We start from the raw sequence: 13,738 nt of genomic DNA, 5'->3' as shown, positions 1-13,738 counted from the left end.
TGGTATTCGGGAGTGGCAGAGCCACATCGCCCGCATTTCCGCCTGGGCGGAGGGAGAGATCATGGCCGCGAATCTGTCATCGGATCCGGTTCGCGGGTGACGGTACTGGGTGTTGGTCGCCGGTGCCGGTCCAGTAGCCAAGGGCCAGCCAGAGTTCGTAGTGCAGGAGCCATGCTGAGGTCCACGGCAAGATCGTGTCCGCGAGGAACATGTGGTCCCTCCACTCCCCGGGCAAATGCAGACATAGCTCGCCGTCGGGGTAGACGTGCGGTAGGGCGGTGGCGTCCGGATGCAGTGCCAGGGGTGGGTCGGTGACGGTGACTCGTGGCCTGCGCCGATGGCGGTAGACGATCCGAACTCTGTAGCTCCTACTCATAGGGGTCGGTTGAAGGGTGAGCGTGCAGAGGAGTTCACCGCCTCGCACGGTCCCTTGGGCGTCGGGGACGGCGGCCTTGATCGCGGCCAGCTGGCGGCCGAGGTTAACCGCGCGCGCCGGGATGCTGGCCATAGTTGGTGTTCGGCTTCCTGCGGGGACCTGCGGCGGTTGCGGAGAGCAGCCCGGTGGCGCTCATTCGCTGGCCGGTGGGGGCTTTCATGCGGGCGCCGTAGCTCGCGAAGGAGTGCATCACGGGGCCGGGCGCGAAGGACTTGATGAGCTGGGAGTAGACCACGTGCAGGCCCTTGGATTCCGTCAGGGCCAGGTTGTCCATGATCGTGTTGATTTCACTGAACCAGGAAAGGTACGCCTCACGCCGCTCAGGGTATTCGTTCCATTTATCCGTGAAGTTCTCGTCCTCGTGGGCCGGGTTGGGAACCCGCCACTGGCCGTCGTGCTTCTCGATGAAGTACGGCATGGCGGCGAGGACGTTGCGGACGCCGGTGAACAGGTCGTCTTCACCGCGGTAGGCGCGGGCGGCGAGTGTGGTCAGGAGGATGGAGGGCGGCCGGTTGTCGGGGTCGTCGGCGAAGAAGAGCATGCAGTGCCACTTGAGGATCTGTACGAGCCTCTGCAGGGTGCTGCGGATGTGGTGTTCGGGAACCTTCGCGACGCTGGCGACGAGCCGCTTTTCGAGGAGGGCGCGGGAGAGTTCCGAGCGGGCGCGGAACCAGTCCGCGTAGCCGAGGGGGTTGCTGTGCTGCCACTTGTGGAGCTTCTTGTCCGTTAGGAGGATTCCGGTGGGCGGGTGTTCCTCGTCGGGGATGGCGGGCAGGACGTCGAGGTGGAAGCCGGGGTACCCGAGGGTCCAGCAGCGGCGGCGGGCTTCGAGGCTTTCGGGGCCGTCGGTGTGGCCTTGGCGCTGCTTCCAGCGCCGGTAGGCCACCAGTTGGTCACCGACTCGCTGCTTGAGTTCCTCTTTCGTCGTGCTGTCCCGTTGCAGCGGGAGCCGGCAGACGAGGTCGATGTCGTACTCGCCGGTCTCGGTGTTGGGGCGGACCACGGTGCCGAGGAGGAAGGAGCCCTGGGAGTGGATCTCCCATCCGGGGCTGCCGTTCTCGGCGAGCCAGGTTCCGACTTCTCCGTACCGCTCGATGGCGGTGTCGTGGAGGTCAGGGGCGATGTCGAGGACTTCCACGGCGCCGTCGAGCAGCATGGAAAGCATCTGCTCGGCGGAGTCGGTGTTGTCCTGCGTCTGGTGGTACGCGTTCACGTCACTCCTTACGAGCAGAGTGGAGGGGGACGAAAGCCGGCGCGAGGTGATCGCAGAAAGTGCGGTGGACGGCCGGGGAGACGTCGCGGCTGACATGTCCGGCCCATCCCGAGAGGGTTGTGGTGTCCACGTCGTCCAGAGCGAGGGCGCCGGTGGGGACCGTCGGGTTGAGACGGAGCACGTCGTCTTTGCCGACGAAGTGGCGTACCTGCTTCGCGGCGCTCTCGCTCTGCGCCCGCATGAGGACCTCGACCGCGTCGCGGGCCCAGGGCAGCAGACCGCCGCGGTCGAGACGGCGGTGGCGGTGGCGGACGTCGGTCGTGGTCCCGAGGCTGAACACCCGGATCGAGTCGAGGGGCACAGACAGGGGGCCCACGGCCTCGGTCACCGCGACCATGGCCGGGTTGTTCGCCCAGACGCCGCCGTCGACGAGCCGTGCTCCATCCAGAGGCATCCCGGGCAGGTAGGTCGGCGCGGCAGAGGTGGCCAACGCGACGTTGACGGCCTTCTCGCGCCAGTCGCGCTTGAGGCCGGGTAGATGCGGGGTCCGGAAGAGGTAGACGTCGTCGGCGGCGACGTTGTAGGAGGTGATGACCAGGCGTTTGGTGCTCTCTCCGAAGGTTCGTTCGCCGAAGACTTCGGTGAGGGCCGCGCGCAGCGGCTCCGCGCTGTACTTCGCGCGCATCAGGTGCTTCAGGCCCCGCAGGCGGCTACGGTCCCGGAAGATGCGCGGCCCATGCTCGGTGTAGAACTCCAGGATCTGCTGCGGGGACAGCCCGAGTCCGAGGCCCAGCGCGATGATTCCGCCCGTCGAGGTGCCCGCGATCAGGTCGAAGTGGTCGGCGATACGGACACCGAGATCCTCTTCGAGGCGAGCTAGGACCGCAGCGGAGAACATGCCGCGGAAGCCACCGCCGTCGAGGGCCAGAATCTGGAAACGCTCCGTCACTTCAACCGCCCCCGCGCCATGGGTTCGAGGAAGCTCCGCCTGTCACAGCCGGATCTCCACTATCGAGAGTACTTATTATCACAGCGTGCGTTTCCGTGTGTGTTTCCACGCGGAAGTCGTAAGGTTTGTGTTGGCCACGCACCCTGGAGCGTGCGTGATTTCTGTGTTCCGCCAAGATGTGGAGATCAAAGTCAGGCAGGCCAGGCAAGGGGAAAGATGAGCACGCAGGCGTTCGAGCGCTCTCGGCTGCGGACCGCCCGCGAACTGGCAGGGTTGAGCCAGACGCAGCTCGCCCGCGCGAGCGGGCTCACTCCTGCCGCGATCAGCCAGTTTGAGAGCGGCGCGGCACGACCCAGCCCGGATACGAGCAGTGTCCTGGCCTCGGTACTTGGGGTGCCCCAGGAGTTCTTCCACGAAGCGATGGTCGAAAGCCATGAGGGCTTCTTCCGGTCGCTGCGCCGGACCTCGGTGTCCGACCGTCGCCGTGCGCGGGCCATCGCTCACGTGGCTCACGACCTGGCCGTCCATGCCTCATCCGCGCAGCGGTTCTGCGCCGGCGACGTGCCGATGCTCCCCGTGAGCGGACTGCAGGCGGAACGGGCGGAGGTCGAAGAGGTTGCGGCTCAAGTACGGAAGATGTGGGGACTGCCTTCCGGACCGGTCTCCGACGTCGTTGGACTTCTTGAGGCGCATGGTGTCGCGGTGATCCGTCTCCCCCTCGACAACACGGATGTCGACGCCTTCTCCCTGCCTTTTCCTGATCATCCCGTTGTCGTCCTGGGTACCGACAAGGACGACCGAGCCCGGTCCCGCTTCGACAGCGCACACGAACTCGCCCATCTAGTGCTGCACGGCGAGCAGATCTGGGGCGTAAAGGAGGTCGAGACCCAGGCCCACCAGTTCGCGGCGGCCTTCCTTATGCCCGCCGAAGACATCCACGACCAATTGCCGACCACTGTCGACTGGCCAGCCCTCTTCGCGCTCAAACGGCAGTGGCAGGTGTCCCTGGCCGCTCTGCTCATGCGCGCCCGGACCCTGGGGCGCATGAATGGGAACACCTATCTAACCGCCATCAAGGCGGCGTCTGCCCGGGGATGGCGCCGCGTTGAACCGGTCCCTCTTGGTCGGCCGGAGCAGCCGACAAGGCTCCTCGCTTACCTTGCCTCTGCCGACAGCGCCCCGGCGCGGGCCATCCTGCCGTCCCAGATCGTGGAAAGCCTCCAGGCCGCGTCAGCGGCATGACCCCACCGGCTCGTACGCGCAAGATGTCCGTACGCAGCCCCGCAACGCTGTCCCCACGTAAGGGGGCGTCGAACTTCGCGGGCTGGCGCGCTGCCCGTTAATACGCCTCACCGCTGTCCTTGCGCGAGGTCTCGGGGGGTCCGCTCCTTGTGGCTGAGGGCTTCGACGATCAGCTCGCGGCACACCTCGACCAGTTCATGCGGTTGGTCGCGTACACCTCCCATCCGGGCACCGGCCGGCCCCCGCTTCTCACGAGGGCCGGGCCCAGCCGTTTCCCTGACGCCGAGGACCGGGTGCGGCGGTGCGCGATCTCGCGATGGCCCAGCGCTGGACGCAGCCGGCACCCGTCGAGGCGGCGGCTGCCTCGGCTTCGAGCTGCCGGGCTGACCGTCGCCGCGTAATCTTGTTCCCTCATCCTGGGAGGGGCATTGAGCAAGGTCGTTTTCGTGCACGGTGTCGGGAAGCAGTACCTGAGCGAGGACTCCTTGGCACGGGACGTCGTCCCCGAACTCCAGGGCGGTACGCGCCTGGCGGGCGGACCGGTGCCCTCGTCCGACAACGTGGGGGTGGCTTTCTACGGTGATCTGTTCCGGCCACGGGGCACCCGCGCGGGGGCCGAATTCCCGTACGACGAGGGTGATGTCGACGATGATGCGGAGTTTGCGCTCCTGATGGAGTGGTGGGCTGAGGCTGCGCGCACCGACCCCTCGGTCCCGGATCCGGCGGCCACTGGTACCCGGGGCCCTGTGGGGTGGACCGCCTCCCGGGCTCTCCGGCTCAACGCTGTGCGAGCAGCCCTGGACGCCCTGACGGGCGCCCGGTACCTGCGTGGGGTCCTCGACCGCGCGCTGATCGGCAGTCTCAAGCAGATGACCGGCTACTTCGGTGACGAGGAGATCCGGCGTGCTGCGCAGGACCAGCTGGCCGCGCGGATTACTCCAAGGACACAGGTTGTTGTGGCCCATTCGCTCGGGTCGGTCATCGCTTATGAGACGCTCTGCGACCCGCGGCGTAATGGCGATTGGGACATTCGCATGCTCGTCACCCTGGGATCGCCGCTGGGCATGCGCGCCCTCGTCCTCGATCGGCTCGAACCGGCGCCTGAGAACCGCCAGGCTGTGTGGCCGAAGCCGGTGCGGGCGTGGACCAACATCGCCGATGACACCGACATTGTCGCCGTTGTACGCGAACTTGGCCCGGCCTTCGGCAACGGAGTGCGGGATGTGGCGGTGAACAACGGCAGTCACATGCACGACGCCACGCGGTACCTGACTGCCGTCGAGACGGGGCGGGCCATCTTGACGGGCCTGCTGCCGGGGACCGGGACTGTCTGATGCGGTACCTCGTCGCTGCGGGCACCCGCCACTACCGGGAAGCCCCCGAACTGCCCTTGGCCCACGAGGACGTCGACCGGGCGACCGAGCTATTCGTTTCGATGGGCTACGAGCGTGTCCTGACGGCCGTCTCCTACGACCCGGACTGCGAGTCCTTCGAGAATGCCCTGGCCGACTGGTGCCATACCCCAGGACTGACCGCTGACGACGTCGTGGTCGTGTACTACGCCGGGCACGGGGACCGCTCCCTAGCCGGCCAGTACCGTCTGGCCTGTGCTGACAGCGCGCCGGGACGACCACGCTCGTGGCTGTCACTGCTCAACCTGGCCGAAATCCTGGCCACGTCACCGGTCCGCAACGTCCTGTTCGTAGTGGACGCCTGCCACGCGGCGGCAGCTACGGCGGAGATCGGTACCGTCACCGACACCATCGTGGCCGGCCGGGGACGCGGCGACGGATTCGGCGCGGGCACCTGGCTGCTGGCCTCAGCCCGGCATCGCGATCTGGCGGTGGACGGCGCCTTCGTGACCGAACTGGCCAAAGCGTGTCATCAGGGTGACGGGCCGTCACAGCGGTACCTGGCGCCGAGCACGCTCGCCGAGCGGGTCAATCGTTCCCTCACGGCGGCGGGGCTGGCCCAGCGTGCCGCGTGCTCGTCCGTCGACCAGTCCGAGCGGCCCCCATTCTTCGTCAACTTCTCCTTCGATCCGCGCGCTGAGATCACGGGCGACGGGCGCACAATCTCCGACGCCTCCGACCTCTCCTCGCACTTCGAGCCGCGCGGTCGTGGAGTGGAGCATGTGCACGACCCCGGTTCGTACTTCACCGGACGTGAGCGGGCCCTGCGTGCGGCACGCGCCCATCTAGAGGGCGACGGGCAGGGACAGGCCATGGTCGTCACCGCCGACCCCGGCTCGGGCAAGTCCGCGGTCCTGGGCCGGCTGGTGCTGGAAGGCTGTGCCGACACCTCCGTCAACGCGCACCACCAGACGCTGGAGGCCCTGGTGCAGCGCATCGCCGCCGCGGCGGACGTCCGAGCCAGTACGCCGGTGACCCTGTTCACCGCCCTTGTGGACCGGGAACCCCCCTTCCGGATCGTCGTCGACTCGCTCGACGAAGCCGGCTCGGCGGGTGACAAGGCCGAGGCCCGCCGCATCGCATGGGAACTGCTGCGCCCCCTCGCGGCGGTGACCTGTGTGCGGCTGGTGGTCGGCTCACGTCGCGAGCTGTTGCCTCACCTCGGCGGGCACGTGCCGGTGATCGACCTCGACAACGGCGAGTACGCGCAGGACACGGAGCCGGCCGAGTACGTGGCGAAGATCCTCTGCGACGAGGGGGCGCCGTACGAACACCGGCCGGACGTGGCCCGCCAGGTCGCCCGCGAGGTGGCTCGCCGGGCTGGGAGGTGTTTCCTGGTTGCCCGGATGACGGCGAGCGCGCTGCTGCGCGGCCCGGTCATCGACACTGCCGTACCGGGCTGGGCGGAGCAACTGCCCTCGGACGTGGGAAGCGCTTTCGAGGCGTATCTCCAGCGACTGCCGCAGGAGCGGCACGCCAAGACCATGGCCCTTCTCACCGTGCTGGCCTTCGGAGAGGGCAACGGCCTGCCGCGCCGGCTCTGGGTGCAGGTGGCGACGCGGCTCTCAGGCATCCCACTCGTCCAGGCGGACGTCGACCTGCTGCTGGATGAGGACGGCTCCTACCTGTCGCACGCCGACGTGGACGGCACGAAATACTTCCGGCTGTATCACCAGGAACTGACGGACCATCTGAAGCAGCGATCACTCAAGCACCGGGACCTGGCGGATCTTCAGGAGTGTTTCGTGGTGACTCTTTTGGAACTCGTGCCGGACCGGGACTGGTCTCAAGCACATCCGTACGTCCGCACCCACCTGTCGACGCACGCCGCTGCTTCGGGAGAACTGGACGATCTCATCGAGGACGCCTCGTTCGTCGTTCACGCCGACCTGGCGACGCTGCTGCCAGCGGTGCGGCGAGCACTGCGCCGTCCCACGCTCGCCCTCGCCGTCGAGCGCTACGCCTACCTCGTCGCCAACACTGACTCCGCCCAAGTCGACAAGCTGGCGCTGCTGGCTTTCGTGGCGGGGGCACACGGGGAGCACGCGCTGTCCGGGCAGGCCCAGAACCTGTCGGCTGTGCTGGAGCGCGTGTGGGTGGAGCCACGGGAGATCACCCCGCATCGCGTGGTGGGCCGGCACGACGGGGACGCCTATGCGATCCGCTCGGTCAACATGGGGTGGCAGATCGAAGGCCTGGTTCTGCCGGACGGTGGCCACGTCGTGCTTGCGGCGCCTCCGTCGGCCTCACACGTGCACGTGTGGCGGCTCGACGACCCGTCGCAGTCGACGCTGCTGCCGCATCCCGCCAGCGTCGCGGGGCTCGCTCTGCTCATTGACGGTGCGGGCCCGGCGCAGGCAGTGACCCTCGACGTCAAGGGAGACATCCGAATCTGGGACGTCGCCGACCAGACGCTGCTCCACACCGCCCCCAGTGGAGCAACGCTGCTGTTCGACGCGGGGTTCCGCGACGACGGCACGTCCGTGGTCGTGTGCGGGGACGCCGAGCAGGTCCGCGTGTGCACGCTGCCCCTGTTGGAGCCGCTGATCCAGGTGGCCTGCGAGACACCCCCGAAGAACGACTTCGACATGCCCGAGGCATCCGCCTGCCTCGCCCACGACGCGGACGGCCGCGTCCGGCTCCTGCTGTGCGACGGGGTGCGCGGTCGTGTCACCCTGCACCCCCTCGACGCGGAGGGAGACGTCAACGTCCTGCTCCACGACTGTGTCCGCCCCTTGCTGGCCGATCGCATCCATGGCGGCCGGGGCACTGTCGCCGCGGTGCGCGAGCCGCGCACCCGGGTAACGCTGATCGAGACGGGATCAGGGCGGATGGTGGCCTTGCCTTTCGACGGTTTCGTCTGGCAGGAGAGCGGCTTCGCCCTGGGCAGCGGGGACGACCCCGTGTTCGTGACGCAGGATCACGACGATCTGCTCATCGCGCGTTTCAACGGCCCCGCGCAACGCGTCGCGGCCCGGGACAAGGACGCCGACCATGCAAGTTTGCTGGCACCCGTGCTACTGCGAGACGGGCTGTACGCCGCGACGGTCAGTTACGGAAGCCAGGTCTACGTGGTCAGCTGCACGACCGCAGACGCTGTGGGTTCGCCGCTGTGGGGGCACGAGAGTGCAATCTGCGCCCTCCGACTGCTGCCCGCTCCCGGTGAACCAGGACCCGACATCCTGGCTGTGGGCAACGACGGGACGGCACGACTGTGGCGGTGGGCCGACCACGCCAGGGCGGGCGCCCCTAGGTCCGCCCCGCAGGAGCTGTCTGCTCCGGAGATCGACTCACTCATCGCTTGGCCCGAGGACTCCACCGGCGTCATGGCCGTCTCCGGTCGCATGGTCCGGCGCGTTGCCCCCGCCCCTGAGCCAGCCCCCGGCACCACGTTCGACCTGGTCGAGGAGCTATTCATCGACTCGGTTTCCGAACAAGAGCGCGCGGTGGACCCGGACGGTTCGCTACAGCTCCTGATCTGGGACTACCAGGGCCAAGTGAAGCCGCGTGCCTACTCCGACCTGCCCGGGTGGTCCGGATCCGTGCCGTACTCTCAGGCGGTTTGGCACCGCATCGCTTTGGGCGGACTAGCCGAGCACACGAACCTGACCTGGCTGGAAGGGGAGGCCGACCTCGGGGTCCAGGCTCACCTCCTGCCACCAACGTCGAGCCATCCGCACACCCGACTGCTGGGCCTGGACGCAATCCGCGGCCGGATGAAACTCCTCGACGCTCCGCACTCGACTCCTGAGTGGACCAACCTTCCCTGGCCGGTCGATCCGAGCAACGACTGGGTCTGCTCGGCCGCCTTCACCACCCTGGCAGGAACCACCGTGCTGCTGACGGGCACCCGCCCGCTCTGGCGCTGGGAAAGCAGCGTGGCAGGCCGATCCAACCGCTCAGCCGAAGATGAGGCACCGCGGACCGGCGTCACGGACGGTCGGCTGTGGGACGTCTCGGCGGGCACGCCCGACAGGGGCACGCCGCTGGAACTCCTCGGCGACGTCTGCCGCCTCCTGCCGCACCACACCAAAGCCGGGACGCGGTGGGTGGCCCAGCAGGGACGGGACGGCACGACGGAAGTCATCGATCTGTCGACGGACAGCCGGTACCGGGTCCGGCCGAGCCGGCCGGTGGCCGAACCCCGTTCGGACATCGGCCACCAGATGATCTCCGAAGTCGACGTCTTCCTGCGCTGGACCGAGTTGTCCGACGGAGGCGCCGTCCTGCTCCTCCTGGACCCCAAGGCCTGCGACGACGCCCATGCGGCCCCGGTCACCGTCTGGGATTCCGCCGCGCCCGACACCCCACGTCAGCTGGGTGTACCGGCCTGCCGGTTGCTGTGGACGGGACGGGTCCCGGCCGGCGACACGCTGGTCGCGGTGAGCGACGAACAGGGCGTGGCACTGTGCCATCTACCGAGTGGCGAGAAGGTGTGGTCGGCGCCCCTGCCGGCGCTCGTCACCTCCCTCGCCGCTCTGCCCGCGAGCCCCGTCCTCGACCTCGCCGTCGGCACCCAGCAAGGGGTGGTTTTCCTGAGACCCCGGCTGTCCCGGGCCTGGCGGGAGCGGCTCGGTTACGGGTGACCGGACCTGTCGGGGCGGCAGCCCGAAGTTCGAAGAGACGTCGGACTTCGTCCTGCAGAAGGTCAATGGAGCAGTGGCTGCGTCTCAGCCTCCTCATTCAGAGCCGTCTGCCCTCCCCTGCGGAGACCATTCAGCTCTGACCAGGAAAGCCCAACGCCAGGTGCAGGGGTCTACTCGGAGTGGACCCCTGCACCCAGGCTCGCTTGCGGACCCTGACCGGCGGTGAGACCGCACGACAGTTGTCCTGCAAATGCGACACCTATCGTGCTCAGTCACAGCACCCGGGTCGCGTGGTGTGGCGCACTTTTGCAAGCGGGTGCTTGCAATAGTTAGCGGGGGGTGGCACGGTGGAGTCATGGCATCGCTCAACGTCGGCAATCTCGGTGACTACCTGCGCGAACAGCGGCGCACCGCGCAGCTGTCGCTGCGGCAGCTCGCCGATGCCGCCGGGGTGTCCAATCCCTACCTGAGCCAGATCGAGCGCGGGCTGCGCAAGCCGAGCGCGGAGGTGTTGCAGCAGGTCGCCAAGGCCCTGCGGATCTCCGCCGAGACGCTGTACGTCCGCGCCGGCATCCTCGACGCCGAGCGGGACCTGGACGAGGTCGAGACGCGTGCCGTCATCCTCGCGGACCCGGCGCTGCACGAGCGGCAGAAGCAGGTGCTGTTGCAGATCTACGAGTCCTTCCGCAAGGAGAACGGGTTCGGGACCGGTGACGGCCCCGCGGTCGTCGACCTCGCCGTCGCGGAGGACGTGGCGGACAGGGACGGGGACGCTCCCGACGGCGGCACCGGGATACGACGAACCCGCACGGCCGACGGCGGCCGGTCCGCCGAGCGCCGTACCCGCGACAGCGACGGCGGTACGTCCGCGTCACCGCCGGCGACCCGCCGTGCGCGCAAGGACGGCAGCGGTACGTCACCGTCGCCCGCCCGTCGTGCCCGCAAGGGCGACGGCGGTACGTCAGCCGCCCGCCGGGCCCGCAAGGACACCGGCGCCAGTGACACCGACCCGCAGCAGACGGCCGGCTGATCCGGACCAGGGCACCGGCCGTACCGCCGCGGATCACACCACCCCCAGCCGAATCCTCAAGCGAAACAGAATCCGGGAGGACCATCACCATGGCCATCACCGACGACCTGCGCAAGACCCTCAGCGACCCGACCCCGCTCTACTTCGCCGCAGGCACCGCCGACCTCGCCCTTCAGCAGGCCAAGAAGGTGCCGGCCCTGGTGGAGCAGCTGCGCTCCGAGGCCCCCGCGCGGATCGAGGCCGTACGCAACACCGACCCCAAGGCCGTCCAGGAGAAGGCCTCCACCCGGGCCAAGGAGGCCACCGCCCGCGTCAAGGAGACGCAGGAGACCCTCCAGAACAAGGTCACGGAGTTCATCGGCTCCATCGACGTCGACATCAAGAAGCTCGGCAGCACGATCGACGCGGACCTGAAGAAGGTCGGCGAGACCGCCCAGGACTTCGCGCTGCGCAGCGTCGGCGTGGCCGCCGAGTACGCCGTCAAGGCCCGGGAGACCTACGAGAAGGTCGCCGAGCACGGCGAGCAGGCCGTGCGCACCTGGCGCGGCGAGGCCGCCGAGGGTATCGAGGACGTCGCCGAGGGCGTGGAGGAGCTCGCCATCGCCGTCGAGCCGAAGTCCGAGCCGGTCGAGGTCAAGGAGGAGCCGGTGAAGCCCGCCGGCACCACGACCGCCGCCGCCTCGGAGAAGAAGGCTCCCGCCAAGAAGGCCCCGGCGCGCAAGCCCGCCGCCAAGAAGACCACCCCGTCGGCCAAGTAGGACGGCACAGGGCGCACAGCGACCAGCAGAGCGAACGAGCGGGCCGGGCACCCTGGGGGTGTCCGGCCCGTTGTGCGGGTACGGTGACCGCGTAGGGACGAGCCGAGTCAGGTGGTGGACGTAGTGCTGATGCAGGGCTTCGCAGGGTTCATGTGGCTTCTGAGCATTGCCCTGATCATTTTCAGTGGCTTCGCGTTGTTCGACGCCGCCGTGCGGCGGGAGGACGCCTACCGCGCGGCCGACAAGAAGACCAAGCCGTTCTGGCTGATCATCCTCGGGCTCGCCTTCGTGGTGAACCTGCTCTTCCCGATCCTGTCGTTCCTGCCGATCATCGGGCTCATCGCGACGATCGTGTACATGGTCGACGTCCGTCCTGCCATCCGGGCGCTTCCCGGCGGCGGCCGCAGCCAGCGCGGCTCCAGCAGCGACGGTCCGTACGGCCCTTGGAACGGCGGCCGGTAAGACCCCTGGCAGCACGGGAGCCGGCCGGGCTCACGGCACCTGGTCTCTCCAGCGGGCCGGGGCTACGGCATCCGCTCCCTCCCCGGAGCCGGGGCTACGGCACCCGGTCCAGCAGCAGTACCGCCACGTCGTCCGTCAGCTCGCCACCGTTGAGGTCGCGCACCTCGTTCACCGCTGCCCGCAGCAGCTGCTCGCCCCGCAGCCCCTCGGCGATCTGGCGGCGCACCATCTCCGTCATGCCGTCCTGGCCGAGCCGCTCCCGGCCCTCGCCGACATGGCCCTCGATCAGGCCGTCGGTGTAGAGCATCAGGCTCCACTCGGCGCCCAGCTCCACCTGCATACGCGGCCAGCGGGCACCCGGCAGCAGTCCGAGGGCCGGCCCGTTGTTGTCGTACGGCAGCAGGCGGGCCGGCTTGCCCGGACGGGCCAGCAGCGGCGACGGGTGGCCCGCCAGGCACAGTCCGGCGCGGCGGCCGTCCGGCGCGATGTCCACCGTGCACAGGGTCGCGAAGATCTCGTCGTCGGCCCGCTCGTGTTCCAGCACCTGCTGGAGCGTGCCCAGCAGCTGGTCCCCGCACAGGCCCGCCAGCGTCAGCGCGCGCCACGCGATCCGCAGCTCCACGCCCAGGGCGGCCTCGTCCGGGCCGTGACCGCAGACGTCGCCGATCATGGCGTGCACGGTGCCGTCCGGCGTGCGCACGACGTCGTAGAAGTCGCCGCCGAGCAGGGCGCGCGAACGGCCCGGGCGGTAGCGGGCGGCGAACCGGAGCGGGGAGCCGTCCAGCAGCGGGGTCGGCAGCAGACCGCGCTCCAGGCGGCGGTTCTCCTGGGCGCGCAGCTTGCCCTCGGCGAGCCGGCGCTCGGCCGACTCGGAGCGTTTGCGCTCCACCGCGTAGCGGATCGCCCGGCTCAGCAGCCGGCCGTCCAACTCGTCGCGGAAGAGGTAGTCCTGGGCGCCGACGCGCACCGCCTCCGCGCCGCGCTCGGCGTCGCCCGAGGCGGTCAGCGCCAGGACGGCGTGCCGGGGCGCGAGCTCCAGTACGTGCTTGAGCACGGCGAGCTCGTCATCGGCGTCGCCGCGGCCCGGCGCCGGCAGCGCGAGGTCCAGCAGGATGCAGTGGACGTCGTCGGTCAGCAGCCGCCCGGCCTCGGTCAGGTTGCGGGCCGTGCGGACGCGGATCGGCTTGCCTGCCTGGTCGAGCATGTCGGGCACGATCGGCGAACCGGCCGGGTCGTCCTCGATCAGCAGCAGGGTCAGGTTGGTGTGAGCGGTGTTGTTCTCCACCTTGTCCGTGGTGTTCCCGGCGGTGTCCGGCGTGCGCGGGGCCTTTTCCGAGTCGTCCGTGACGGACTGCTCGGCGGGGCCGTCGCACGGGGACGGGGCCTGCGCCTGACCACTCTCCACGGCCGGGATCGCTCTCTGCCGCGGTATGGGTACGGACATCGTCTTGGGTTCCTTCCCTCCCCCCGAGGGCATGGCGGGGGCGAGGGACCTCGACCCACCGACGGGGACCATAGCGGGTGTCGGCGCCGCATTGGAATGGTGTGAGCCACGCCGCTGCGCCACCGGCCAGTGTCATATGACGCGATATGCCCCGCAGTTGGACAACGCCGGGATGCCGTGAGGATGACGAACGTCACGTCGGCGCG

10 protein-coding genes are annotated in these 13,738 nt (G+C 69.1%); 6 read left to right on the top strand and 4 right to left on the bottom strand.

Annotated features, from left to right (window positions below; genetic code table 11):
- Positions 1–76: 76 nt before the first annotated feature.
- Genes HDA41_RS43070 through HDA41_RS18365 form a run of 3 tightly spaced genes read right to left on the bottom strand, consistent with a single transcriptional unit; the run spans position 77 to position 2,598 of the window.
- Positions 77–508: a type II CBASS E2 protein gene (locus HDA41_RS43070; protein WP_358981565.1), complete on the bottom strand. Its 432-nt coding sequence runs from the start codon at positions 506–508 to the stop codon at positions 77–79.
- Entirely contained in the window at positions 480–1,649 is a 1,170-nt protein-coding gene (locus tag HDA41_RS18370; protein WP_230299753.1) for a cyclic GMP-AMP synthase DncV-like nucleotidyltransferase, read from the bottom strand. Before HDA41_RS18370 ends, HDA41_RS43070 begins: the two co-directional genes overlap by 29 nt.
- Before the next feature lies 1 nt (position 1,650).
- The gene (locus tag HDA41_RS18365; protein WP_221511555.1) at positions 1,651–2,598 is read right to left on the bottom strand and encodes a CBASS cGAMP-activated phospholipase; all 948 of its coding nucleotides are present in this window, start codon (positions 2,596–2,598) and stop codon (positions 1,651–1,653) included.
- A 216-nt stretch (positions 2,599–2,814) separates the two neighbouring features.
- Here HDA41_RS18365 and HDA41_RS18360 point away from each other — a divergent pair, with 216 nt between their 5' ends.
- The 6 genes from HDA41_RS18360 (at position 2,815) to HDA41_RS18335 (ending at position 12,088) form a co-directional block, all read left to right on the top strand.
- Positions 2,815–3,840, top strand: a complete 1,026-nt coding sequence (locus HDA41_RS18360) for an XRE family transcriptional regulator (RefSeq protein ID WP_184985286.1) — start codon at positions 2,815–2,817, stop codon at positions 3,838–3,840.
- Between the two features lie 428 nt (positions 3,841–4,268).
- Positions 4,269–5,174, top strand: a complete 906-nt coding sequence (locus HDA41_RS18355) for an alpha/beta hydrolase family protein (RefSeq protein WP_184985285.1) — start codon at positions 4,269–4,271, stop codon at positions 5,172–5,174.
- The gene (locus HDA41_RS18350; RefSeq protein WP_184985283.1) at positions 5,174–9,838 is read left to right on the top strand and encodes a caspase family protein; all 4,665 of its coding nucleotides are present in this window, start codon (positions 5,174–5,176) and stop codon (positions 9,836–9,838) included. Before HDA41_RS18355 ends, HDA41_RS18350 begins: the two co-directional genes overlap by 1 nt.
- A 355-nt stretch (positions 9,839–10,193) precedes the next feature.
- On the top strand, positions 10,194–10,868 hold the full coding sequence (locus HDA41_RS18345; RefSeq protein ID WP_184985281.1) for a helix-turn-helix domain-containing protein: 675 nt from the start codon (positions 10,194–10,196) through the stop codon (positions 10,866–10,868).
- A gap of 89 nt (positions 10,869–10,957) precedes the next feature.
- Positions 10,958–11,626, top strand: a complete 669-nt coding sequence (locus HDA41_RS18340) for a hypothetical protein (RefSeq protein WP_184985279.1) — start codon at positions 10,958–10,960, stop codon at positions 11,624–11,626.
- Between the two features lie 129 nt (positions 11,627–11,755).
- Positions 11,756–12,088 (top strand): DUF2516 family protein, encoded by a 333-nt coding sequence (locus HDA41_RS18335; protein ID WP_184993523.1) that lies wholly within the window; start codon positions 11,756–11,758, stop codon positions 12,086–12,088.
- A 94-nt stretch (positions 12,089–12,182) separates the two neighbouring features.
- Here HDA41_RS18335 and HDA41_RS18330 read toward each other — a convergent pair whose 3' ends face one another.
- Positions 12,183–13,532, bottom strand: coding sequence for a PP2C family protein-serine/threonine phosphatase (locus tag HDA41_RS18330; RefSeq protein WP_184985277.1), 1,350 nt, complete (start codon positions 13,530–13,532; stop codon positions 12,183–12,185).
- Positions 13,533–13,738: the final 206 nt, after the last annotated feature.

The organism is Streptomyces caelestis (assembly GCF_014205255.1).
Taxonomy (GTDB): Bacteria; Actinomycetota; Actinomycetes; order Streptomycetales; family Streptomycetaceae; genus Streptomyces; species Streptomyces caelestis.
Note: the sequence above shows the minus strand (reverse complement) of the source record. Positions and strands in the feature narration are given on the sequence as shown.